16 protein-coding genes are annotated in these 24,199 nt (G+C 61.4%); 8 read left to right on the forward strand and 8 right to left on the reverse strand.

Features of this window, described 5'->3' with window-relative positions:
* Position 1: 1 nt before the first annotated feature.
* Together PQQ52_RS15065 and PQQ52_RS15070 are read right to left on the reverse strand one after the other, a co-directional pair.
* A complete protein-coding gene (locus PQQ52_RS15065; protein ID WP_408212462.1) occupies positions 2-1,360 on the reverse strand; it encodes an acyclic terpene utilization AtuA family protein in 1,359 nt (452 codons plus the stop codon).
* Positions 1,361-1,393: 33 nt separating this feature from the next.
* A complete protein-coding gene (locus PQQ52_RS15070) occupies positions 1,394-2,698 on the reverse strand; it encodes a CitMHS family transporter (protein WP_408212465.1) in 1,305 nt (434 codons plus the stop codon).
* A 99-nt stretch (positions 2,699-2,797) separates the two neighbouring features.
* Here PQQ52_RS15070 and PQQ52_RS15075 point away from each other — a divergent pair, with 99 nt between their 5' ends.
* On the forward strand, positions 2,798-3,706 hold the full coding sequence (locus PQQ52_RS15075; RefSeq protein ID WP_408212468.1) for a LysR family transcriptional regulator: 909 nt from the start codon (positions 2,798-2,800) through the stop codon (positions 3,704-3,706).
* A gap of 78 nt (positions 3,707-3,784) precedes the next feature.
* Here PQQ52_RS15075 and PQQ52_RS15080 read toward each other — a convergent pair whose 3' ends face one another.
* Positions 3,785-4,636 carry an IclR family transcriptional regulator gene (locus PQQ52_RS15080; protein ID WP_408212471.1) on the reverse strand — a complete coding sequence of 284 codons (852 nt, stop codon included), beginning with the start codon at positions 4,634-4,636 and terminating at the stop codon, positions 3,785-3,787.
* Between the two features lie 143 nt (positions 4,637-4,779).
* Here PQQ52_RS15080 and PQQ52_RS15085 point away from each other — a divergent pair, with 143 nt between their 5' ends.
* From PQQ52_RS15085 to PQQ52_RS15105, 5 genes are all read left to right on the forward strand, one after another.
* The gene (locus tag PQQ52_RS15085) at positions 4,780-6,000 is read left to right on the forward strand and encodes an acyl-CoA dehydrogenase family protein (protein ID WP_408212474.1); all 1,221 of its coding nucleotides are present in this window, start codon (positions 4,780-4,782) and stop codon (positions 5,998-6,000) included.
* 8 nt (positions 6,001-6,008) lie between these two features.
* Positions 6,009-8,258, forward strand: coding sequence for an acetate--CoA ligase family protein (locus tag PQQ52_RS15090; RefSeq protein WP_408212477.1), 2,250 nt, complete (start codon positions 6,009-6,011; stop codon positions 8,256-8,258).
* Positions 8,259-8,411: 153 nt separating this feature from the next.
* The gene (locus PQQ52_RS15095; RefSeq protein ID WP_408212480.1) at positions 8,412-9,806 is read left to right on the forward strand and encodes an MFS transporter; all 1,395 of its coding nucleotides are present in this window, start codon (positions 8,412-8,414) and stop codon (positions 9,804-9,806) included.
* Positions 9,807-10,004: 198 nt separating this feature from the next.
* Positions 10,005-10,811 (forward strand): alpha/beta fold hydrolase, encoded by an 807-nt coding sequence (locus PQQ52_RS15100; RefSeq protein WP_408212483.1) that lies wholly within the window; start codon positions 10,005-10,007, stop codon positions 10,809-10,811.
* A 396-nt stretch (positions 10,812-11,207) separates the two neighbouring features.
* On the forward strand, positions 11,208-11,435 hold the full coding sequence (locus tag PQQ52_RS15105; protein WP_408212486.1) for a hypothetical protein: 228 nt from the start codon (positions 11,208-11,210) through the stop codon (positions 11,433-11,435).
* Positions 11,436-11,584: 149 nt separating this feature from the next.
* Here PQQ52_RS15105 and PQQ52_RS15110 read toward each other — a convergent pair whose 3' ends face one another.
* On the reverse strand, positions 11,585-13,813 hold the full coding sequence (locus PQQ52_RS15110; RefSeq protein ID WP_408212489.1) for an NADP-dependent isocitrate dehydrogenase: 2,229 nt from the start codon (positions 13,811-13,813) through the stop codon (positions 11,585-11,587).
* A gap of 408 nt (positions 13,814-14,221) precedes the next feature.
* On the opposite strand from PQQ52_RS15110, the gene PQQ52_RS15115 reads away from it, so the two are divergent.
* Complete coding sequence (locus PQQ52_RS15115) at positions 14,222-16,414, forward strand: TonB-dependent siderophore receptor (RefSeq protein WP_408212492.1); 2,193 nt, start codon at positions 14,222-14,224, stop codon at positions 16,412-16,414.
* Here PQQ52_RS15115 and PQQ52_RS15120 read toward each other — a convergent pair.
* Positions 16,411-17,349 (reverse strand): LysR family transcriptional regulator, encoded by a 939-nt coding sequence (locus PQQ52_RS15120; RefSeq protein WP_408212495.1) that lies wholly within the window; start codon positions 17,347-17,349, stop codon positions 16,411-16,413. The two genes, PQQ52_RS15115 and PQQ52_RS15120, sit on opposite strands and share 4 nt — an antisense overlap.
* Positions 17,350-17,608: 259 nt before the next feature.
* On the opposite strand from PQQ52_RS15120, the gene PQQ52_RS15125 reads away from it, so the two are divergent.
* Entirely contained in the window at positions 17,609-19,159 is a 1,551-nt protein-coding gene (locus PQQ52_RS15125) for an MFS transporter (RefSeq protein ID WP_408212816.1), read from the forward strand.
* 395 nt (positions 19,160-19,554) lie between these two features.
* On the opposite strand, the gene PQQ52_RS15130 is transcribed toward PQQ52_RS15125, so the two are convergent.
* From PQQ52_RS15130 to PQQ52_RS15140, 3 genes are all read right to left on the reverse strand, one after another.
* Positions 19,555-20,397 carry a formyltransferase family protein gene (locus PQQ52_RS15130; RefSeq protein ID WP_408212498.1) on the reverse strand — a complete coding sequence of 281 codons (843 nt, stop codon included), beginning with the start codon at positions 20,395-20,397 and terminating at the stop codon, positions 19,555-19,557.
* A 98-nt stretch (positions 20,398-20,495) separates the two neighbouring features.
* Entirely contained in the window at positions 20,496-22,730 is a 2,235-nt protein-coding gene (locus PQQ52_RS15135; protein WP_408212501.1) for a TonB-dependent siderophore receptor, read from the reverse strand.
* Positions 22,731-22,775: 45 nt separating this feature from the next.
* Positions 22,776-24,146: a lysine N(6)-hydroxylase/L-ornithine N(5)-oxygenase family protein gene (locus PQQ52_RS15140; protein ID WP_408212504.1), complete on the reverse strand. Its 1,371-nt coding sequence runs from the start codon at positions 24,144-24,146 to the stop codon at positions 22,776-22,778.
* Between the last annotated feature and the right edge of the window lie 53 nt (positions 24,147-24,199).

Here is a 24,199-nt window from a genome sequence, read left to right on the forward strand (position 1 = left end):
ATCAGGCCTCCATCAGCGAGAAAACCGGCTTCACATGCTCGCGCGGCAACAGGACCGATTGCACCGCGACGACTTCGCGCGCCGACTTCGTGACGCCGCCACCGCCCGCGGGTCCATTGGTGTAAAGCGTCTCCACCTCGTTGCCGATCTGCACCGCTTGCGCCAGCGATGTGGTGCGCCCCGCCACCCTTGCCCGCACCTCATAAGGCTCGGCGTAACCGGCTGCCACCGCGTCGCCATGCAAGGCATTCACGCCGATCAGATCGAAGCGCAATTCGCGCGTTGCCACACCGGTCAGCGCAAGCCGTTCCCGCACGATATTGAGTGCCAGCCGGGCACGCGCCAGCGCGCCTGGACCGCCGTACGATATCTGCCCTTCGCCGATATAACCGTCGAAGTAAGCGACGGATACCTTCAAGGTTTCCGTGCGCGGCGTGCCACGTCCACCACTCACATGAACGCGATCCGGCGCTTCCTGCCTGACACGCACCTGGGTGAAATCGGCGACCACGTCCGGTTGCAGATAGCGCCGCGGGTCGTGAATCTCGTAGAGCAGTTGCTCCTTGCACGTCGCCTCGGTCACCTGTCCACCGGATCGCGCGAGCTTGGTGATGACCACCGAACCGTCCGGCGCAACTTCGGCGATGGGAAAGCCCAGCCTCGCCAGATTGGGGACGTCCTTGAAACCCGGATCGGCAAAATAACCGCCGGTGATTTGGCCCGCGCATTCGAGCAGGTGACCGATCACCGTCGCCTGCCCGAGCGTCTGCCAGTCGTCCATCTGCCAGCCGAATTCGTGGATCAGCGGCGCCACGAACAACGACGGATCGGCGACACGTCCGGTCAACACGATCTGCGCGCCGGCGGCAAGCGCATCGACAATCGCCGTTGCGCCGAGATACGCATTCGCGGACACGAGGCGATCCGTGTACGAAGCGACGCTCTCACCGGACTCCTCAAAGCGGAAATTGCCCTGACGCACGACGTCGAGCACATCGTCCCCGGTGACCGCGGCAATCTTCACATCGCCGAGACCGAGCGAACTCGCGATCTCCGCGGTCTTGCGCGCCGCCGCGAGCGGATTCGCCGCGCCCATGTTCGAAATGATCCGCACGCCGTTGCGTATCGCCGCGGGCAATACCGCCTTCATGCGCGTTTCGAGCAATGGATCATAGCCAAGCTCGGGGTCTTTGCTGCGCGCCTGCTGCGCAATCGCAATGGTGCGTTCGGCGAGGCATTCGAACACGAGGTAATCGAGCGCGCCGTATTCCGCCAGTTCGACCGCGGGTTCGATGCGGTCGCCGGAATATCCGGCACCCGCGCCGATTCGCACCTGGCGTCTGGCTTGAGTGGTCATCATGCTGGTCGCATCCATTCAGTGAAACAGTCAAGCTCACAATGAGAATATCCCCAGCGCGACGCAGGCGATCGTCATCACGATCGACGCGCCGAACAGCAGGGGGAACGTGAATTTCTGATGGTCGGCGAGATCGATACCGCACAGGCCAACCACGAGGAACGTTGCCGGCGTCAGCGGACTGACCGGGAAGCCGGTCGTCATCTGGCCGAGCAGCGCGGCCTGGCCGACATGCACGGCGGGCACGCCGAGTTGGCCGGCCACTTCGGCAATCACCGGTAGCACGCCAAAGTAGAACGAGTCCGGGTCGAACAGCATGCTGAGCGGCATTGACATCAAGCCGAGCGCGACGGGAATGTGGCTTGCCATCGCGGGCGGCACGAAGCCCACTGCTGCCTGCGCCATCGCTTTCAGCATGCCGCTGCCTTGCATGACGCCAGTGAACACACCGGCCGCGAGCAGAATGCCGGCCATCATCAACGCGGCCCGCGCGTGAGCGTCGATACGTTTGCGCTGCATGTCGACGTTCGGATAGTTCACCATCAACGCGATGCACAGCCCCACCATGAACATGATGGCCGGCGGAATCTTCTCGCCCATTACGACCATCGTGCCGAGCACGAGCAGCGTCAATACGATGTTGAACCAGAAGTTTTTCGGCCGGCGCAGGACGTGCTCTTCAGGTGTCAGTTCGCGCTTCGGCATCGGCACCGAACCGCTCGCGCCCGTGAGGCCAAGCCGCTTTTCCTCGCGCCGCCCAAGCCAGAACGCCATACCGAAGACGAACACGAGGCCGATTGCCTGCACCGGAATCAGCGGATTGAACAACGCCGAAATCGGCAGATGCAGCGACGCCGACGCGCGGATCATCGGCCCTGTCCATGGCAGAAAGTTGATGCCGGCCGCCATCGAAACGGCTGCGGCCAGCACCCGGCGATCCATCTTCAAACGGTCGTAGAGCGGCAGCATCGCGGGAATCGTGACGAGAAAGCAGACCGCGCCGGAGCCGTCGAGGTGAATCAGCAATGCGAGCAGCGTGGTGCCCATCACAATGCGCGTGGGCCGTGTGCCGACCGCCCGCAGGATACGGTCGATGATCGGGTCGAGTGTGCCGGCGTCGGTGATGGTGCCGAAGTAAAGAATCGCGAACACGAACATCCCGACCACGGGCGCGAGGCTCTTGAGCCCGTCGATCACGAACTTGCTTGTCTGAAAGCCGAAGCCGCCAATGAGCGACGCCACGATCGGCACGATGATGAGCGCCACCAGTGGCGACATCCGTTTCGACAGGATCGCGCCGAGCAGCACGACGATGGTGGCCAGCCCCAGCAATGGCAGCATGTGCTTGTCTCCGATGTTGTTTTTTACTGCGATCCAGCGTAAGTTCGAGGCAGCAATAAATCAATTGAAATGATTTGATCGCAGCAATTACAAACCATCATGGATCTGAATCTTCGGGACATTCGCGCGTTTATCGCCGTCGCGCAAACAGGCAGTTTCACGCGTGCGGCGACACGGCTGCATCTGTCCCAACCGGCGTTGACGGTGCAGATTCGCCGCCTCGAGGAAACCGTGGGCATGCGGCTCTTCGATCGCAATAGCCGCAATGTCGCACTCACGCCGACCGGCCGCGAACTGCTGCCGCTCCTGCAGAAGTCGCTGCACGACATGGAACACGTGCTGATCGACGCGCGTGCGCTCGGCGAGGGAACCAGCGGCACCGTGCGAATCGCGTGTCTGCCGACTTTCGCGGCCAGCGTCCTGCCCGAACTCGTGCAGGAGATGAAGAAGGCGGTACCGCGCGTGAGCTTCCATGTGCGCGACGTGGTCGCCAGCATGGTCAACACGCTGGTGCGCAACGAGGAGGTCGATATCGGGCTGACCGGCGGCGAACTGGACGATGCCGGCTTCGGGGTGCTGCACGCGGGCATCGACCGGTTGGTGGCAGTTTTTCCGAAGCGTCATGCGTTGGCACGGCGGCGGCGCATCACGCTGGCCGACCTCGCCGCCGTGCCGCTCGTGTTGACCGCACCCGGCACGAGCGTGCGGGCGGTGGTCGATAGTGCCTTTGCAAACGCTCGCTGTGTGCCGGAGATCGCCTGTGAGCCGACCTACATGATGAGCGCCGTCGCCATGGCGCGCGCCGGGCTCGGCGTGACCATCCTGCCCGCATCGGCTCGCGAGGTCAGGGCGGAACCTGAACTGGTGGTCCGCCCCATCGACGAACCCGCGTTCACCCGTCCTATCGCCCTCATCAAGAAACGCGGCAGGACGCTGCCGCCCGTTACGGAAACCTTCGTTGCGGTGTTGATTGAAAAGCTCGGTGACGCAGCTGCGGCGTCCGGGTAAAACCATCGCGCGCTGCGCCGCGAATATCGTCGGGGGTACAGCTATTCACCGCGCAAGACAGGAACATGTCCAAAGGGCCTAATAAATCCCCATCGCTCCTTCAACACTGCGCACCATCGAAACCAGCCGCGGCCCGATATCCCCTTCCAGCTGATTCTCCTTCAGCAGATACGAAGGCACCCCGCAGTTGAACACCAGAATCTCGCCGTCCGCCGACGGTTTCATCGGCACGGCGACGGCATGCACTTCCTGCCGCAAGTCCCCGTACGAGACGCAGAACCCACGCTCATAGAAGTAATCGATGCCGCTCATCACGCGCTCGCGAAACGTATTCCATTCATTCGGCGCCTTGACCGCAATCTCATTGCAGAGCGCCTCACGCCGCTCGGCCGGCAGCGCGGCGAGCAGCGCGCGGCCCATCGCGGTGCGTACGATCGGATAGCTCAGGCCGATATCGGCCGGCAAACCCAAAGGCGTCGTGCTGCGGCTGCTTTCCAGATACACGACATTGAGCCGGTCACGCATGCCGAGCGAGACCGAGCCACGAATCTGATCGGCCAGGTCCTTCATGGAAGGCCGCGCGATCTGCCGCACAGTCAAGCTCGCGAGCAACGGATAGCTCAACGACAGCACGGCCGAGCCGAGCTGAAACTTGTTGTTCATACGATTGACGCGCAAGTAGCCGAGGCGCGTGAGCGTGTAGGTGAAGCGCGAGATGGTGGCCTTGGTCATGCCGGTCCGCGCCGCCAGTTCCGCATTGCCGAGCTGCGATTCGCGCGGCGTGAAGCAATGCAGGATGTCGAGGCCGCGCGCCAGCGTCGTGGCGAACTGCCGGTCGCCGTCGAATTCGTCGGGCACATAGCGGGCCTTCGAATCCAGATAGTCGCTTGTCAGCGCTGCCGCTTTGGAAAGCTTGTTGCTGGCTGCCATGATCGTCTTCCTCCAGATAGCCCATTTTGCGCGTCCTGTTCAGCATATCCAAACTCTGTTCTGCAGAGTCGAACAAATCACGCCGTCATCCTGTAAATATTCGATAGTAAAGGCATAAATCGACTCACATGACGGAGACAGGCATGACCATGAACCCCTCGCATTTCGACTCGATGCTCGCGGACGTCGCGCGTTTCGTTCGTGAAGAAGCAATGCCGCGCGAAAACGAGATCGAGCAGGCAGATGCCGTGCCGGCGGATCTCGTCGAACGCATGCGCGAACTCGGCTATTTCGGCTGGAGCATTCCGCGCGATTTCGGCGGCGCAGGACTTTCGACGGAGCAGCTCGTGCGCGGCGCGTTTGAGCTCTCGCAAGCCTCGGTGGCATTCCGCGCGCGGGTCGGCACCAATACCGGCATCGGTTCGGAAGCGCTCGTCGCCGACGGCACCGACGCGCAGAAGCAGCACTATCTGCCGCGTCTCGCCTCGGGTGAATTGACCGGCGCTTTCGCACTGACCGAAGCGGACGCCGGTTCGGACGCCACCGCGTTGCGCACCACCGCGCGGCGCGACGGCGATCACTACATTCTCGACGGCAGCAAGTGCTTCATCACCAACGCGCCGATCGCTGACCTGTTCACGGTGATGGCCCGCACCGATCCGGCCACGCCCGGCGCCGGTGGCATTTCCGCATTTCTCGTCGAACGCGGCATGCCCGGTCTCTCCACCAGCGCGCCTTATGACAAGATGGGCCAGGCGGGCTCGCCGGTCGGTGACGTGGTGTTCAATGCGTGCCGCGTGCCTGCTGCGAATCTGATCGGCGGCGTCGAAGGCCAGGGCTTTCGTACCGCGATGAAGGTATTGAACAAGCAGCGCATTCATCTGGCCGCGCTGTGCACGGGCCCCGCGATGCGGATGCTTGAAGAAGCCGTTGCGTACACATCGAAACGCGAGCAGTTCGGCAAGCCCGTAGCCGAGTTCCAGCTCGTGCAGGCGCTGATCGCCGAATGCCAGACCGAAATTTTCGCCGCGCGCTCGATGATTCTCGAAACAGCGCGCAAACGCGATGCGGGCGAGGACGTAGCGCTGGAAGCGTCGATGTGCAAGATGTTCGCCTCGGAGATGTGCGGACGCGTCGCGGATCGCGCGGTCCAGATGCTCGGTGGACGCGGTTATCTCGCGGGCAATGCGGTCGAGCGGTTCTACCGCGATGTGCGCGCGTTTCGCATTTATGAAGGCACGACGCAGATTCATCAGTTGAACATCGCGAAGATCACGTTACGGCGCGCGGCTGAACGGGATCTGGCAAACCAGAAGAACAGCGAGAAGGACAGCGTTCGAGCCAACGCTGCGCGTGCAGCATGAGCGCCGCCATGAACACCGTCACTAACTCAACCACGCTCGATACAAACACGCTCGACATTGGCCGGCTCGTCGATCCGCGCTCGATCGCGATCATCGGCGCCTCGAACGATCCGAAATCGATCAGCGGCCAGCCGATGCGCTTTCTCAAGCAGCACGGTTATCAGGGCGTACTGTATCCGGTGAATCCGAAATATGCCGAGATCGACGGCGTGGCATGCCATGCCGGCATCGCCGTTTTGCCCGCTACGCCCGATCTCGCACTGATCCTCGTCGCAGCGCGTCGTGTTCCCGACATGCTGCGTCAATGCGGCGAAAAAGGTATCGGTTTCGCGATCGTCTACAGCTCCGGTTTTGCGGAAGCGGGCGAAGCCGGCGCCGCATTGCAGCGCGAATGCGCGGAAGTCGCGAAGGCGTTCGGCATCCGCGTGATCGGTCCGAACTGCCAGGGATTCGTCAGCACGGGCGCCGGCGTCTATGCCGGATTCGGTGCGCCATTCGGCGTCGATTACCGGCGCGGCGGCCTGTCACTGATTTCGCAAAGCGGAGGGTTTGGTTGCGCGCTATTGCTCATGGCAGACGAGCTCGGCATCGGCTTGCGGCATTTCATCACCACCGGCAATGAGGCCGACGTCAGCCTGCTCGATCTGGTCGATGCCTGTATCGCCGACCCGCAGACGTCGCTGATCGCCGCGTATATCGAAGGCTTGAAGGATGCGCGGCGCCTCGTCGACGTCGCCAACCGCGCGCTCGACGCCGGCAAACCGCTGCTCGCATGGAAAGTCGGCAACACGGCCGACGGTGCCAAAGCAGCCGCGTCGCACACGGCGAATCTGGGCGGTGCGTCCGCACTCTATCGCACGGCGTTCCGCCAGACCGGCGTAATCGAAGTCACCGATGTCGCGGACCTCGGCGACTACGCCAAGGCGTTCGAAGCCAAACGCCTGCCGCGCGGCAACCGGATTGCGGTCGTCACGCTCTCGGGCGGCGCCGGCATTCTGATCACCGATGCCTGTGCTGAACGTGGCATGTCGGTGCCCGCGTTGTCGGCCGCCACGTTGGAACGGCTCAAACCGATCGTGCCCGCGTTTGCCTCGCTGAACAATCCGATCGATCTCACCGCGGGCATCCTCGCCGAGCCGAAGATTTTTGCCGACGCATTGCAGATCATTGCCGACGATCCGAACATCGACGCCATCGCGATCATGGCAGCCGCAGCGAGCGGAGAAGTGGCACGCGCAATGGCCGAGGCAATCGTGCGCGTCTACGAGAGCACGACCAAGCCGATGATGCTCGCCTGGAACGCGCGCCGCGACATGGCCCGCGAGGCGTACGAGATGATCGAAACGCATGGCGTGCCGTTGTATGCAACGCCTGTACGTTGCGGACGCGCGTTCGCGGCATTGTCGGACTATGCGCAGGCGCGGCGGACGCGTGCAGCGGCATGCAGCGCCGAACCGCTTGCGCCGCGGCAATACGATGTCGAGCCAGCCCGCGCTTTGCTGGCTGCAAGTCAGGGCGATCTGACCGAACACGCGTCGCAGGCGTTGCTGCGCAATTACGGCATCGAGACGCCCAGGAGCGCACTCGCGCTTGACCGTGACGAAGCATGCGCCATCGCGAGATCGATCGGCTTTCCGCTGGTGATCAAAGTGCAATCGCCCGACATTCCGCACAAGACGGAAGCCGGCGCTGTGCGGGTCGGCATCCGCGATGAAGGCACGCTTGCCGACGCCTTCGACGACATTGTCGCGAATGCGCGCCGCCATGTGCCTCATGCGCGAATCGAAGGCGTGCTGGTGCAGGAAGAGATCCGCGATGCGATCGAGATGATCGTCGGCGTTGAAAACGATGCATCGTTCGGACCGGCTGTGATGTGCGGTCTCGGCGGGATCTATGCCGAAGTGCTGAAGGATGTGACATTCCGGCTCGCCCCGGTCACACACGCCGATGCCCACGCGATGATCCGCGAACTGCGCGCCTTCGCGATGCTCGACGGTGCGCGCGGCAAACCGCCAGGCGATATCGAGGCGCTCGTCGAAACAATCGTCGCGCTCTCCACGATGGCGCTCGACCACCAGGCGAGCCTGAAGGAACTGGATATCAATCCGCTTTTCGTGCTGCCCGTGGGCAAAGGCGTGCGAGCCGGCGACGCGTTGGCGCGCTGTATGCCGCGCGCGTCCGACGCCGCGCATATTGCCGCTGCCGCCGACAACATGCACGAAAGCGAGCATTGCGCTCCGGCTGTCGTGGACGGATAGTGAGGCGGTGCCAGGCCGCTTTGAGACCGGACGTCGCTGATTTGCCGTACATACAGCGCTAACCATCGCGCTAAAACCGCACGACGCGTGGCAACACGCATCGCAACAGACACAGCGACGTTCACCGCAGTTGGCATTCTTCGCGAGACCATCATGCACGGCTATTCGCATTCAGGCACATCGGCAACAGACGACCTCACACCTGTCGAAGTCGAACGCACTTACCGCAAGATCTTTTTCCGGCTGATTCCGTTACTGTTTCTCTGCTACGTGATCAGCTATATCGACCGCGTCAATATCAGCTTCGCCAAGCTGCAGTTCATGCACGACCTCGGCTTCTCGGAGTCGACTTACGGCCTGGGCGCAGGGCTTTTCTTCATCGGCTATGTGCTATTCGAAGTCCCGAGCAATCTGTGGATGCAGCGCGTCGGCGCACGCCGCACGCTGTTGCGCATCATGTTCGCGTGGGGGTTGGTGTCGAGTCTGATGATGTTCGTGCGCACGCCGACGCAGTTCTACGCGATGCGCTTCCTGCTCGGCGTGACCGAAGCGGGCTTCTTCCCCGGCATCATCTTCTATCTGAGCTGCTGGTTCCCAGGCGCGCGGCGCGCTCGCGTCACCGCATTTCTGATGATGGCGACGGCGGTGGCAGGCATCATCGGCGGCCCGATGTCCGGGTTCATCATGACGCGGCTGGCCGGCCTCGGCGGCTTGCCGGGCTGGCAGTGGCTGTTCCTTCTCGAAGGCGTGCCGGCCGTGACACTCGGGATCGTCGCGTTCCTCACGCTCGGCGACAAGCCGGAAGACGTAAGCTGGCTCGACGAGCGCGAGAAAGCGCTGGTGTCGCGTGAACTCGCCGCCGATGAGAAGACCAAGCAAACCGGTCATCTCGACGGCCTGCGCGGCGCGCTCGCGAACCCACGCGTGTATTTCGCGGCGCTCGTCTATTTCGCGGTGATGATGCCGTTCAACGCGATCGGCTTCTGGGCGCCGACCATCATCCGCGACCTGGGTGTCGCCAACGTGCTGGACATCGGACTGCTGTCCGCGCTCGTCTTCGTCGCGGCTGCGCTCGGTACCTATGTAGTGGGCGCCAGTTCCGACCGGACCATGGAGCGGCGCTGGCACGTCGCGGCCAGCGCCTGCGTGACCGCGCTGGCGTTCGCGCTGCTGCCGGCCGCCGGCCATAACGTCGCGCTCGGCGTGGGTTTGCTGGCGCTGGCGGCGGCTGCGTCGTATGGGTCCTTCGTGGTGTTCTGGACGATTCCGCAGACCTTCCTGCCGCGTTCGTCGGCGGCGGGCGGCATCGCGATGATCACGAGCCTCGGGGGCACCGGCGGTTTCGTGAGTCCGGCGTTCGTCGGCTGGGTCAAGACGCAGACCGGCAGTGCGCAATATGGGCTGATTGGATTGGCAGTGGTGCTGCTGGCCGGGGTCGTGTTAATGCTGGTGGTGTTTCCGGCGCCGGGAAGAAAAGTCGCCGGTCCGGCAATGGGCGGCAGTGCGAACGCGCCGACGCAACAGGGGCTGGGCCAGACGAATCATTGAGACGTGTGCGGAGGAGTCGGCCTATCTGCCGGCTCCTCCGGCTTAGGGCGCTAGTGGCAGCGCCACGCCGCTGCATGTGTTGACGCTGCCCCACGGCCGTCCGAACGCGAAAATCCGTAGCCTGGTTGATTTTCTGGTGGCAGCGCTGGCAACCTAGTGGATCCTTGGGTTGCCAGGCTCACCAGGAAGGCACCGTTTATGGAATTCCACGACGACGACCTCACCCATTTCGAAGCGCATGGCGCGGCCCCATTGCCGGTCTCGGACGACCATGGCGACGTGGAGCACGAAGGCGCGCGAATCTGGTACGCGTCATACGGCATCGGTGCGCCGGTGATCCTGCTGCATGGCGGTCTGGGACACAGCGGCAACTGGGGCTATCAGGTCCCGGCGCTGGTCGGCTCCGGGCATCGCGTGGTGGTGGTCGATAGCCGCGGCCATGGTCGCAGCACCCGCGACGCGCGCCCCTATATGTATGAGCTGATGGCCTCCGACGTTCTGGCCGTGATGGACGCACTACAGCTCGACCGGGCAGCGATGGTGGGTTGGAGCGACGGCGCGTGCGTCGCCCTGGTGCTGAGCCATCAAGCCCCGGAACGTGTCGCAGGCGTGTTTTTCTTCGGCTGCAACATGGATCCGGGCGGGACGAAAGAATTCGTGCCGACGCCGATCATCGATCGCTGCTTTGGGCGGCATGCCAAAGACTATGCGCAACTCTCCGCGACGCCCGCCGACTTCGACGCATTTGTCGGCGCGGTCAGTGAAATGATGAGAACCCAACCCAATTACTCGGCGCACGATCTGGCCGGGATTCGCGTGCCGGTTGCGATCGTCCAAAGCGAACACGACGAGTTCATCAAACCGGAACACGCCGAATATCTCGCCCGCAGCATCCCCGGCGCGGCGTTGACGCTCCTGCCTGGCGTGAGCCACTTCGCCCCGCTGCAACGGCCGGCGCAATTCAACCGCGTGATGCTCGCTTTTCTGAAGCGGGTTCTTCCCTGAACGGAACGATCGCACGTGAGGTTTCGCTCCGCTGCGAATGCATGCCGCCCCACTATTTGGCCACAACGCCGAAATTTCACGATATGGCATGAGCCCTTGCTTCGTAAAAAATCGTGGTGCGTGGCACAAATTCGCCATTTCGCAATGCCGCCCCACGTTGCACATCGTAAAACGTCGAGTGCAAGTCTTTATTTTTAAACGATATTTTTTGATCGAATGAACCGTCTAACAGACTCTTGCGCCATGACCCGCTGACGTAGACTCTTTTACAAGAGCCGACGCTTCATAGGACGCAGCGAAAGACGGGACGAAGACGCAAGTCGCAGTAGGTCCCCCGCCCGCACATGAAGCATGTCACGGCATCGCGGTTTTTAATTGGCAATTGGGAGACTAAAAATGAAAGGCTTTCGCTTTGGATCGACCCAGGGAGCGTTCTACATTTTGCCGGGCCAGGACGGTTGGGAGGCAACCTACGGCAACGAAACGCTCGGTGAATTTTCCAGCCCGCAACAGGCAGCCGATGAAGTCGCACGCGGCCTGACCTGCCCGCAGCTGACCGAAGTGGACACATCGACGCTCGAGATTCCTGAAAAGCTCTGCGATTGGGAAATCGTTCACGTATGAGGGCAGGCATGACCGCCACTCACGTCCGCGTAGAAACGACGATGGCGCTCCTCGGGAGCGCCATCGTCTTGTTTGCTGCTTACTTCAGTGCCTGTTTCGGTACTTTGAGGAACGGCTTCAGTACCTCATTCAGCACGTCATTCCGACCATTAAGCAACCGCGTCCACGATCTTGTTCAGCGTGGCGCTCGGGCGCATGGCCTTGCTCGTCAGTTCGACATTCGGACGGTAGTAACCGCCGATATCCACCGGCTTGCCTTGCGCTGCACCCAGCTCTTCGATGATCTTCGCTTCGTTGTCGGCCATCGCCTTGGCCACGCCGGCGAACTGCGCTTGCAATGCGGCGTCTTCGGTTTGCGCGGCGAGTGCTTCGGCCCAGTACATGGCCAGGTAGAAGTGGCTGCCGCGGTTGTCGATACCGCCAATCTTGCGCGCCGGCGACTTGTCGTTGTCGAGGAACTTGCCCGTTGCCTGATCCAGCGTCCTGGCCAGAATCTGCGCCTTCGGGTTGTGATACGCGCCACTCAGGTGTTCGAGGGAAGCCGCCAACGCCAGGAATTCGCCGAGCGAGTCCCAACGCAGGAAACCTTCTTCGACCAGTTGCTGAACGTGCTTCGGCGCCGAACCGCCCGCGCCCGTTTCGAACATGCCGCCACCCGCCATCAGCGGGACGATCGACAGCATCTTTGCGCTGGTGCCCAGTTCCATGATCGGGAACAGGTCGGTCAGGTAGTCGCGCAGCACGTTGCCGGTGACCGAGATCGTGTCCTTGCCGGCGCGGATGCGATCGATCGAGAACTTCGTCGCTTCGACCGGCGTCATGACACGGATATCCAGACCGCTGGTGTCGTGGTCCTTCAGGTACTGCTCGACCTTCTTGATGATCTGGGCGTCGTGCGCGCGCGCTGCGTCCAGCCAGAAAATAGCCGGCGTGCCGGTAGCGCGTGCGCGGTTCACCGCGAGCTTGACCCAATCCTGGACCGGCGCATCTTTGGTCTGGCACATGCGCCAGATGTCGCCGGCTTCAACTGCCTGCTCGATGAGCACCGTACCGGCTGCGTCGGTCACGCGGACCACGCCGTTCGCCGGGATCTGGAACGTCTTGTCGTGTGAACCGTATTCTTCCGCGGCTTGCGCCATCAGGCCGACGTTCGGCACCGTGCCCATCGTGACCGGGTCGAATGCGCCGTTCTTCTTGCAGTCTTCGATCACAGCCTGGTAGACGCCGGCGTAGCAACGGTCCGGAATCACAGCCTTGGCGTCGTGCAGTGCGCCGTCCGCGCCCCACATCTTGCCCGACTCGCGAATCATGGCCGGCATGGAAGCGTCGACGATCACGTCGCTCGGCACGTGCAGGCTGGTGATGCCCTTGTCCGAGTTGACCATGGCCAGTTGCGGGCGTTGCTCGTACTGCGCCTTGATGTCGGCTTCAATCGCTTCACGCGTTTGCTCCGGCAGATCCTTCAGACGCGCGTACAGATCGCCGATACCGTTGTTCGGGTTGAAGCCGGCTTGCGCCAGTGCGTCAGCGTGCTTGGTCAGCACGTCTTTGTAGAACACCGACACCACGTGACCGAAGATGATCGGATCCGACACCTTCATCATGGTGGCTTTCAGGTGCACCGAGAACAGCACGCCCTTGCTCTTCGCATCGGCGATTTCCGCTTCGATGAAGCTGCGCAGCGCGTTCTTGCTCAGTACCGAAGCGTCGATGATCTCGCCCGCTTGCACGGCCGTCTTTTCTTTCAGAACCTTCGCCGAGCCGTCGGCGGCGAACAGTTCGATCTTCACGGCGCCGGCGGCTGCGATCAGCGCCGATTTTTCGCTGCCGTAGAAATCACCGCTGCTCATGTGCGCCACGTGCGACTTCGAGTCCGCGCTCCAGGCGCCCATTTTGTGCGGGTGCTTGCGTGCGTAATTCTTGACCGACAAGGGCGCGCGGCGATCCGAATTGCCTTCGCGCAGAACCGGGTTCACGGCGCTGCCCTTGATCTTGTCATAGCGAGCCTTGACGTCTTTTTCAGCGTCGGTATTCGCTACGTCCGGATACGGCGGCAGCTTGAAACCCTGGTCGCGCAGCTCGGTAATCGCAGCCTTCAGTTGCGGCACCGAAGCGCTGATGTTCGGCAGCTTGACGATGTTCGCTTCCGGCCGCGTGGTGAGTCCACCCAGTTCCGCCAGATCGTCGGAACCCTTCTGTTCCGCGGTCAGGTAGTCCGGAAATGCAGCGATGATCCGGCCAGCAAGCGAAATATCGCGCGTTTCAACGATCACGTCGGACGAGCGCGTGAACGCCTTGACGATCGGCAGCAGCGAGTAAGTCGCCAGAGCAGGCGCTTCGTCGGTCAGGGTGTAGATGATCTTAGGCGATGTGGACATGTTTGATGCTTTGCTAAGTGAAGTGGTAGACAGAGCGTTCGTGGCGCTGAGCCCGCGGGTGCGACGAAGCAGCAAAAATGCAGCGCGACCCACGGCACTACTTTTTACGGCCCGACCGTGAGTATATGCGTGTTTTCCAGTAGCCGCTGCTAAACAAACATATCGCCGTCATGCCCCAAAAGGGGCCGAGCCCCGCCACTCAAGGCTTACAGCCTATTACCCTATGACTTAAGACAGATGTCTTATAGATGACCTACGATGCAAAATAGATTGTTAATGCGAATCAGATGCATTACCATTCGTACGAAGTTGCAGTTTGGACCATCCGTTTAACCACCACTCGCTCGAATACTGCCGTTTCGCACATCTCTGGTGCGCGGCGGCGCCAACCTGCCCAATTCAAACAACATGCAGAATCTATTTGTCGCCAGCCGCTCAGTGCGGCCAACGTTTATGCGCGGCCATCGCCGCACGCCGTCGCTACTCAGTGCGGGGCTGTTCGTCAGCGTCGGTTTATCGTTGTCGACGCTGTCGTCATCGGGATGGGCGCAGGTTGTGCCGGCAAGTGACGCCACCGCCACGCTGCCGGCCGTAAGTGTCTCGGCAACGAAAGACACCACCGTGGCGCAAGCCGACACCGTCAGCGCCGGCGCGCTGGGGTCGCGCAAGCAGGTGGACACGCCGTTCTCGACGCACGTCGTGACGAGCGACGAGGCGCAAGACTTGATGGCAACGACCGCCAACGATCTGTTCAAGTACGACCCGGCGGTAGCGAGCATCAGCGAAAACGGGATCAGCGAAAACGCCATGTTCACCGTGCGCGGCATGCCGATCGACACGTTGAACAGCGTCAAGGTGGATGGCCAGACGTTCCCGTCGTGGGACACGGATCTCTCGCTCGAACCGTTTGAGCAGGTCGAGTTGCTCAAGGGCCTGTCCGGCTTCATGTATGGCTTCGGCTCGCCGGGCGGTATCGTCAACTACGTCCTGAAGCGCCCGACCGACGATCCCTACCGCAGCATCTCGATCGGCTACAAGTCGGCCGGCGTGTTCAGCGAGGCGGTCGATCTGGGTGGCCGTTTCGGCAACGACAACCGTTTCGGCTATCGCCTGAACCTCGTCAATGAAGACGGCAACACCGCTGAAGACCACGGTCACGTGCGCCGCCAGGTGGCCTCGCTTGCATTCGACTTCCGCGTTACCCCGGACCTGACCTTCAGCGCCGACGCCTTCTATCAGAAGCGCAAAACCAACGGCACGCTATTCGGCCTGATGTTCGGCACCGGCCTCGGCATTCCTGACGCAAGCACCGTCACCCATGCGCTGACGCAGCCGCAGAATTACTATCAGACCGAGATGGCCTCGTTCGGCACGGGCCTCGATTACCGCCTCTCCGAAAACTGGCATGCGAGCGTGAAATACCGCTTTGCCAAAGAGAACCGCACCAATTCGGACAGCTTCCTGTATGTCACCGACGACGCGGGCAATTATTCGAACACGCTTTATGCGGCGATGACGCGTTACTTCTATCAAAACGTCGACGCGATGGTGCAGGGCAAATTCAACACCGGCAGCATCAGGCACGACGTGGTCATCGGCGCGGGCTTCGAGACGCAAACCAGCGAGTACAGCAACAGCTACGGCTGGAATAACGGCTACTTCCTCGGCAACGGCAATCTGTACAACAGCACACTGTTGACCAACGCTGAAGTCAGCATCGGTTCGGAGCTTTACCGTCAGCAGCGCACCACGCAGGCCGCCGTATATGCGAGCGACACGGTGCAGCTCACGTCACGGCTGTCCGCCCTGGTCGGCGTGCGCTACACGCAATACCGCGAGCACGTGTACGACCCGAGCGGCGCCGTATCGTCGCAATACAGCGCGGATCCGGTCACGCCGACCTTCGCGCTGATGTTCAAGACCGATCCGTACTCCACGGCGTACGCGAGCTATGTCGAATCGTTGGAACAGGGTGGTGCGGCATCGAACACCAACCTCAACTACCCGGCCACATTCGGCCCTCTGAAGAGCAAGCAGTACGAAGTCGGCTTCAAGACGGACCACAGCAAGTGGGGCGCCAATCTCGCGCTGTTCCGTGTCGATCAGGGCTATAACTATACGAACTCGGCCAACATCTTCGTGCAGGACGGCACGAAGCGCTATACCGGCGTCGATGCAAGCGGCTGGCTTGCGCTGACGAACGAATGGCGCGTGATGGGCGGCGTGATGTGGCTCGACACGAAGGCAGTCGATGTGGACGACGCCAGCGTCGAGGGCAAGCGTGTATATGGGGCGCCACGGTTTACCGTGACCGGTCGTATCGAATACAACCCATCGTACCTGCGTCCGCTGACGCTGGCGTTTGGTGGGAAGTATGTCGGCAACCAGGCGGTCGATGCGGCTAATACCCAGTTCGTGCCGGCTTATGTCACTTACGATTTGAGCGGCCGCTACGAGACCAAAATCGCCGGGAAAGATGTGACGTTCCGGGCGGGGATCAACAATCTGTTCAACCGCCGTTACTGGACCACGGCGTGGGGTTACTACGTGGCGCCTTCGCCGACACGCACGGCTGTAGCCAGCGCGACGTTGCAGTTCTAGTCACGACGCACAATGGGTGCGCCTGCTGCAGGCGCACCCAACATAGCGGGAATCTCCGCAACCAGCGCGTCGATCGCGCAGCGCGTTTTCAAGGGCAGATATCGCGTCTTAGGCCACACCACGTGGATCTCCTGAGAAGGCCGAAAGCAGTTCTCCATCACCGTCACCAGTTCGCCTGTTTCCGCATAGCGTGCCAGCAGCCAGCTCGGCAACCAGGAGAGGCCGAACCCCGCAATAGCGGCATTGACAATTCCCTGCATGTCGTCGAAAGCAAGCTGCGGCCAAACATCCGCGCGACGGATTTGTCCATCGACGTCGAGCACGTCCCACGGGTCAGCGGCCCCTGCTCTCAAGTAAGCAATAACGACGTGGCCGCGCAATTCATCCACGTTGCCCGGCGTGCCATGCCGCGCCAGATAGGAAGGGGCGGCGCCGATACTCGCATACTGCATACCGAGCTTTCGCGCCGCGAGGCTGACGCTGTCGACCAGCGGACCGATCCGCACCACGAGGTCGAAACCCTCTTCCACCATGTCCACGAAACGATCGCTGATCGAAATATCGATCCTCAACTGCGGATGCCTGCGCGCAAGCCGGAGCAGCACCGGCGCCACACAATGATGACCGAAGGCCTGCGGCACGCTTACCCGCAAACGCCCTTTGGGTTCACGCCGGCCTGAGTCCAGATCGGCCTCCGCGGCCTCGAGTTCGGCGAGTGCACGCACACAGCGGTCGTAATAGGCTTGCCCGTCTTCCGTGAGACTTTGGCTGCGCGTCGTGCGATTGAGCAGGCGCACACCAAGACGCTTTTCGAGCCGGACGATCACCTTGCCGACGGCCGAGCGCGTCAGGTTCAAGCGTTCCGCGGCTACCGCAAAACTGCCCGCCTCCACGACGCGCACAAACGTCGTCACACCATCCAGGATGTCGCTCATCACTTCACCTTATTGAATCCTTACAGGACGCATTTATGGGATTTATTCGCGTCAATCGGGACTTAAATTCCCACTATATTACACAATCCATGGTGGCTAAGCCCATCGACTATTGAGGTGAATTTCTATGTCCAGGTCTCGGATCGCTCCGCCAGGGCGCGACAGGCAACACCAGGCGGCCGCTGCAACAGAACGTCAATCGACGTCGAGTAAGACGCCTGTCGCTCAGGCGGCCCGCCCCTTCCCCATTCCGAAGAACATGCTGGCGCTGGCCGCCGTTTGCCTGTCTTCCTTGATGTTCGGCCTCGAAATCTCCAGCGTGCCGGTGATCCTACCCACACTCGAACGGCTTTTGCATGGCGACTTCAAGGGCATGCAATGGATCATGAACGCCTACACGCTCGCGGTAACGACCGTGCTGATGGCGACGGGCACGCTTGCGGACAGATACGGCCGCAGACGGATATTTGTGATCGGGATTGCGTTGTTCGGCATCACGTCGTTGATTTGCGGATTCGCGCAGAGCGTATCGACGCTGATCGTCGCGCGTCTGTTGCAAGGTGCGAGTGGCGGCGTGATGTTGATATGCCAGGTGGCGATCCTTTCGCACCAGTTCAACGAAGGACCTGAGCGCGCCCGCGCATTCAGCGCGTGGGGCATCATCCTGGGCATTGGGCTAGGCTTTGGGCCGATCATCGGCGGAATGATCGTTGCGTTGTCGGGTTGGCAATGGGTCTTCTGGGTGCACGCGCTGCTCGCCGCCACGACCTTGATATTCGTTTTCGGTGGCGTGCAGGAGTCGCGCGATCCCCACGCGCATACCCTCGACATTGCTGGCATTGTCACGCTCTCACTGGCGGTATTTGGCCTCGTGTATTTCATCACGCAGGGCTCGGACATGGGCTTTACGAGTCCGCGTGCGATCTTCATCGTCGTGGCGACGCTGGTGGCTTTCGCAGCCTTTCTTTGGGCGGAACAACGCAGCGCCCGCCCCATGTTCGACTTCTCGGTCTTCAGGATTCCGCAGTTTTCTGGCGCACTGATGGGTTCCGCGGGGATGAATTTCAGCTTCTGGCCGTTCATGATTTACTTGCCGATCTATTTCCAGATCGGACTCGGCTACGACAGCGTGAGCGCGGGCATGGCGTTGCTCGCCTATACGTTGCCGACGCTCCTATTTCCACCACTTGGTGAACGCCTGGCGTTCCGTTACGGATCGGGAATTGCCATCCCTGCTGGGCTCTTCACGATCGGCCTCGGCTTCATCCTGATGCGCTACGGCAGTAGCGCCGCGCATCCGGGCGTGCTGGCCATGCTGCCAGGCTGCGTACTCGCTGGTGCCGGTCTCGGCCTGACCAACACACCCGTCACCAACACAACGACTGGCGCGGTTCCCGCCGAGCGCGCGGGCATGGCCTCCGGCATCGACATGAGTGCACGAATGATTACGCTTGCGATCAACATTGCGTTGATGGGCGCGATCCTGGTGGCGGGCATCCTGTTCAGCCTGAAGTCGAAACTTCCGGCGACGTTCGACACCGCGCCACTCGGCCATCTGGCGGAGAAAATTGCAGCGGGAGATGCCCAGGCAGTCCGAGCGGGAATCCCGGCGTTGGCACAGATCGATCCCGCGGGGACTGCCGTTCACGCAGCGCTGATAGAAGGCTTCGGCTGGGTGATGCTATACGGCGGCGTGGGCGTATGGGTACTCGCGGTGCTCAGCTTTGTGGTGTCGGGAAGTGCATCGAGGAGACTGAAAAAAGTAGCGGCAGCGCCAGCACGCCAGTCCATTCAATGCGACTCATGCTGAACGGCGAAACACGGGCCGCGAGCGACCCGTGTGAGGGTCAGCATAAAAGCAGCACATCCGCTTACGGAGATCGGTGTTAAGAAATGCACATCGGCGCGCGCAGCGCCGCCGGAAGAATGACGCCTTTGTCACTTACGGCGAATCTGCGAGGGCACGGATTCCAGATGTACCACTACCCCCTCCAACAAGCCGGGGGACCCGCTTATGAGCTAGCGGTGTGAGCCGCTTTCTCTTGCTCACTTCTCTTTGCGGCGGCAAAGAGAAGTGAGTGCCTGCCCCGCACAGGGGCGACACTAATAGACCAATAACAATTCAAGGAAAGGCCAACACCATAGGCACACAACAACAAGCGCCGCGCAGGCAAACAAAAGAGGAAAAGACCAACCAATCAAACTTCAGACTTCAGACTTCACACGATACTCAGCCAGCATAGCAAGCCCTTCATGCAATGCGGGAAATAGGCTGCGGTTGAAGTTATTCCAACGCAGTTCCAGAATCGTGTCATCTTTATCGATCTCAGTGCTCAGCACATCATGAATCACTTCACCCGAATCGATCCCATTATCGACGTAATGAAACGAAGCCCCGGTAAGATAAAGCGGCTCCACCTCCACAGTTTCCATCGTCTTCCAGTTCACCACCTTCTTGCCACGCGCCCCATACAATGCATCGAGCGTCGCATACGCACCCCGCCGCTCATATGGCGACTCCTCCCGCGTTACGCCCGGATGAATATTGACGATCTTGCGCTCGAACAGTGCCCCCGGCCGCACCAATTCATCGAGAATAATCAACAGTCCATCCAGCACGACGATATCGGCCTTCAGTTCGACCAGCGTATCGAGCAAATGCTTCTCAAATCGGCTCTTGCCTGCCGTGCGTCCCGCTGCGCCAAGCGGCTCACGCCGATAAGCCGACGGAATGGCAAGCAACAGATCATTGACAGCTTTACCCTGCACCCGCAAATTCGGCGGATAGAACCACCGCTTACCCGGCTCATACGAGAACCCATACTCTTTCAGTTTCTCACGATCCAACGCGGATCCCGCATCATCGTCGTAGATCACTTTCTCCAACGAATACTGCTCACCGAGTTCGGTGTCGTTAAGCGCTTCCACGAGCGATTCCAGCACTGACTTCATGTACCGCGTGCCGCTCCTGTACGCGACATCCTGCCCCGCTTTATCAGCGGCTGCGTTTCTCAGAGACCAGATGTAAACGAGTTTTTTCTTCGGCATAGTCGGATCGAAAGAGTATCCATAGTTGCGAATGAAATCAAAACAATGGGTGTTCGGACAGCACACACGCTCACCACCGTGATCCGAACACCCATCCCTTACCAGTCGTACCTCGCCGTAGCGATCACCGTGCGCGGATTCCCATAGAAGCAGGTATTCACCGACTGGCAACCGCTCACAAACCGGCGATTGAAAATGTTCTGCCCATTCACAGCGAAGCGCCAATTGCGCATTTCGTAGTGAATCGCCGCGTCGTACACGGTGTAGCTCGGCACGTACAGCGAGTTGTCGGCCGCGCCCGCTGCGCCGCTTTGATAGCGGATACCCGCACCAACGCCGAGGCCGGCGAGCGGCCCGACGTGCCACGTCCAGTCGCCCCACAACGAAGCCATCTGCCGCGGCCGTGGAATATCCACAGGCCACTTGCCCAAGGTATCGTCGCCGGCCTTGATGTTTTTCACGTCCTGATACACGTACGCGGCAATCACCGAGAAATTACGCGTAACGTTACCCACCCCGCTCAACTCGATGCCACGCGAGCGCACTTCGCCCGTCTGCACGGACGTACTGCCGGTCGGGTCGAGCGCGAGATCGGGCGTGACGACGTTGGTCTGGTTGATCTGATAGACGGCGGCGTTCAGCATCAGATTCTTGCCGGCCGGTTGCCAGCGCACACCCGCTTCGATCTGCTTGCCCTTGGTCGGCTCGGCAATGCCGCCGCCCGCGATCTTCACGCCAACTAGCGGATTGAACGAGGTCGAATAGCTGATGTACGGCGAAAGCCCGAAATCACCGAGATAGACGAGCCCGACGCGCCCCGAGAACGCATGATCGTTCTGCGTGAGACGCGTGCCGCCCGCGAGATCGTTCTGCGTGGTGTCGCTCCAGTCCTGGCGGCCGCCGAGCGTCAACACCCAGCGCTGCCACTTGATCTGGTCCTGCGCGTAGACGCCGAACGAATTGAGGGTCGATTTCGTATCGGTGCGAGGAAACGCGTCGGGGCCGCCGAAGATCGCGTTGGTGATCGGCGTATACACCGGGTTGTACATATTCAGGCTCGGCCCGGTCGCCATCGCCTCGCTGTCGGTTGTCGACTGCCGGTTGTATTCGAAGCCAAACAGCATCGTATGCTCGAGTGGACCGGTGCGGAATTTGGCCAACGCCTGATTGTCGACGTCGAAGCGGCTGTAGTTCAGCTGATACAAGCCGACGTAGCGCAGCAGCGAGGCCTCGGTCGGGTCCGCCGGATCGAGACCGCCGCCGAACACCTGCCCCTGATCGAGTGACAAGTGCATCAGGCGCGTGTTCTGCCGGAACGTCCAGACCGGATCGAACTTGTATTCAAACTGATAACCCACCGACCACTGCTTCTTGCGGTAGTGCGAAAACTCCGGATCGCCCGTATAGAGATCCGGTGAAATCTTGCCGTTCGGATTCGGCAGAATCGTGCCTTGCGCCGGCAGAAAGTTGTTCGACGCGTCGCCCCAATCCTGCAGATAGCTCGCCTCCACGGTCAGCGAGGTCTTTGCATTCGGCTGCCACTTCACCGAAGGCGCGATCGCCACACGCTGCTCAGGATTCGGCCCGGTCTGCGAATTGCCGTCGCGCCCCACGCCTACAAAACGATACGACAGCGTGCCGTCCTTATCGATCTTGTCGCCTACATCGAAAGCCAGTTGCTTGCGCGCGTAATCGCCCACCTGCATTTCGACTTCGCGGATGCGCTCGCCGTTCGCGAGCTTGCTCTGCACGTCAATGATCGCGCCCGGATCGCCCTGGCCGTACAGAACGGAAGTCGGACCGCGCAGTACCGTGATGCTGTCGATCATGAACGGATCGACACGCCAGCTCGAAAGATTGAGCGTGCTGGGCACCTGCAGCCCGTCGACGAAGACGGTCGGCGTAAAGCCGCGCAACACCGAATACCAGTCGGAGCGGACATCCGAGCCATACGTCGAAAAGCCCGGAATGTAGCGCAAAGCCTCATTGATGGAGGTCGCGCCGGTTTGCTCGATCTGCTGCGCGGTCACGACGTTGATCGTCTGCGGGATTTCCTTCAGCGCGGTGTCAGTCTTGGTGCCCGTGCTGCTGCGGCGGGCGACGAGGCCCACCGTTGGCTCGCTCTCAGCCGCCCCTTTGACGCTGATTGAAGGCAGCGTATTGGCAGGCGTTGCGTCCTGTTGTGTTGTGTTGGTTTGCTGTGCGTCGCCCGCTGGCTGCGCAGCAGGTTGGGATACCTGCTGCGCCTGCGCATGCCCGGCTGCCGCAGCGTAAAACGCCATGCTTGCCGCACCTGCGATCGCACGCCGACGCGTGCCTATTGCCCACTCCATCTCTCGATGCTCCAGGTTGTTATGCGGCCAAGTGGCCGCGCTTTATTAAAGAGCGAAGACCACGCGGCCCTTGCTCGTCCCGTTTTCTTCTGTTTGTGCAGACCGGCTGGCCGACCGGTCTTGTGATGTGTGGCGGGCAAGCGACGCGACGATTTCGTCCGAACGCAGCGCGAGAACCGACAGCAGCGTGTCGGAGAGTCCGTGGCTGTCTTCGCAGCAGCCTTGCAGATAAATACGCGGTTTAAAGCTCGTGGGCGTGGCAAGCCGGTAATCGCGTTCCACGTTGCCCTGCGCGAGCGCGTCGCCCAGATGCGGCGCGAGGCCTTCGAGCAATTCGAAATGCGTGTCGCGGCGATACCCCGTCGCCAGCACGAGTGCATCGAATTGCTCGGCACGCGCGTGACCGCTCAGGCGATCGCGCAGCGTGAGCTCGATCTGACCGCTTGCCGTGCGCACCGCCGTCTCGATGCCCGTGTTCGCAAGCAAGCGATGGCGCGGCTCTGCCGCAACGTTCTGCATATAGAGCATTTCGTAGATCTGCTCGATCAGCGGACGGTCGACCACCGCATAGTTGGTGTCGCGAAAGCGCTCGATCAGCGAACGGCGCCCATCTCTCGGCTGCGCGTAGACGATGTCGGTAAAAGCCGGGCTGAAGATCTCGTTGACGAACGGACTGTCGTCGGCGGGCTTGAGCGCGCTCGAACGGATCACGAGACTCGCGTCGACATGCGGATAGCGGCGCGTCAGATCGATAAACACTTCGGCCGCGCTTTGCCCCGCGCCGATCACGGCCACGCGTTTGCGCGGGCCGTTGGCGTTACCCACCACGCGGTCGATCGAAGTCAGATACTTCGACGAATGCACGATATTGTGCGTACCGAGCGCGGCAAACGCCTCCGGCACCTGAGCGCCACCGCCGATGCCGACCGACAGTGCGCGCGTCACGCGCTGCCACTCGCGGCCCTCTTCGTCGCGCGAAAACACGCGCATTGCTTCGACTTCGTTCGCGTTAGCGGCGCTCTTGATCGCTTCGACACCGATCACTGTCTGGCCGTAGTGCGCGCGGTCATCGAACGACGCGGCCACCCAGCTGAGGTAATCGTGGAACTCGACACGCGTCGGATAGAAACTCTTCAGATTCACGAAATCTGCCAGACGTCCCCGCTCGAACAGATAGTTGATGAACGTGAAGCGGCTCTTCGGATCACGCAACGTAACCAGGTCTTTGAGGAAGGAAATCTGCATCCGGCAGTCGTCGAGCAGCATCCCGCGGTGCCAGCCGAACTCGGGTTGTCGCTCGATAAAACAATGCGCGAGGTCTGATACGCCGGCCTCTTCGGCGAGGCGCACGGCAAGCGCCAGATTCGACGGCCCGAAGCCGATGCCGATCAGATCAAATATGGTATCTCTGTGCATGTCGCAGGTCCTTATCGGTGTGAGCCGGCGCGCTGGGTGCGCTGGCCGGAGAA

It is taken from the genome of Paraburkholderia sediminicola (assembly GCF_046030555.1).
Classification (GTDB): Bacteria; Pseudomonadota; Gammaproteobacteria; order Burkholderiales; family Burkholderiaceae; genus Paraburkholderia; species Paraburkholderia sediminicola_E.

Coding starts and splice junctions, on each gene's coding strand:
- PQQ52_RS15115 (WP_408212492.1), top strand. CDS start 14,222: ATGCAGAATCTATTTGTCGCCAGCCGCTCAGTGCGGCCAACGTTTATG.
- PQQ52_RS15070 (WP_408212465.1), bottom strand. CDS start 2,698: ATGCTGCCATTGCTGGGGCTGGCCACCATCGTCGTGCTGCTCGGCGCG.
- PQQ52_RS15085 (WP_408212474.1), top strand. CDS start 4,780: ATGACCATGAACCCCTCGCATTTCGACTCGATGCTCGCGGACGTCGCG.
- PQQ52_RS15130 (WP_408212498.1), bottom strand. CDS start 20,397: ATGCCGAAGAAAAAACTCGTTTACATCTGGTCTCTGAGAAACGCAGCC.
- PQQ52_RS15100 (WP_408212483.1), top strand. CDS start 10,005: ATGGAATTCCACGACGACGACCTCACCCATTTCGAAGCGCATGGCGCG.
- PQQ52_RS15095 (WP_408212480.1), top strand. CDS start 8,412: ATGCACGGCTATTCGCATTCAGGCACATCGGCAACAGACGACCTCACA.
- PQQ52_RS15105 (WP_408212486.1), top strand. CDS start 11,208: ATGAAAGGCTTTCGCTTTGGATCGACCCAGGGAGCGTTCTACATTTTG.
- PQQ52_RS15120 (WP_408212495.1), bottom strand. CDS start 17,349: ATGAGCGACATCCTGGATGGTGTGACGACGTTTGTGCGCGTCGTGGAG.
- PQQ52_RS15065 (WP_408212462.1), bottom strand. CDS start 1,360: ATGATGACCACTCAAGCCAGACGCCAGGTGCGAATCGGCGCGGGTGCC.
- PQQ52_RS15110 (WP_408212489.1), bottom strand. CDS start 13,813: ATGTCCACATCGCCTAAGATCATCTACACCCTGACCGACGAAGCGCCT.
- PQQ52_RS15135 (WP_408212501.1), bottom strand. CDS start 22,730: ATGGAGTGGGCAATAGGCACGCGTCGGCGTGCGATCGCAGGTGCGGCA.
- PQQ52_RS15125 (WP_408212816.1), top strand. CDS start 17,609: ATGCTGGCGCTGGCCGCCGTTTGCCTGTCTTCCTTGATGTTCGGCCTC.
- PQQ52_RS15075 (WP_408212468.1), top strand. CDS start 2,798: ATGGATCTGAATCTTCGGGACATTCGCGCGTTTATCGCCGTCGCGCAA.
- PQQ52_RS15080 (WP_408212471.1), bottom strand. CDS start 4,636: ATGGCAGCCAGCAACAAGCTTTCCAAAGCGGCAGCGCTGACAAGCGAC.
- PQQ52_RS15090 (WP_408212477.1), top strand. CDS start 6,009: ATGAACACCGTCACTAACTCAACCACGCTCGATACAAACACGCTCGAC.
- PQQ52_RS15140 (WP_408212504.1), bottom strand. CDS start 24,146: ATGCACAGAGATACCATATTTGATCTGATCGGCATCGGCTTCGGGCCG.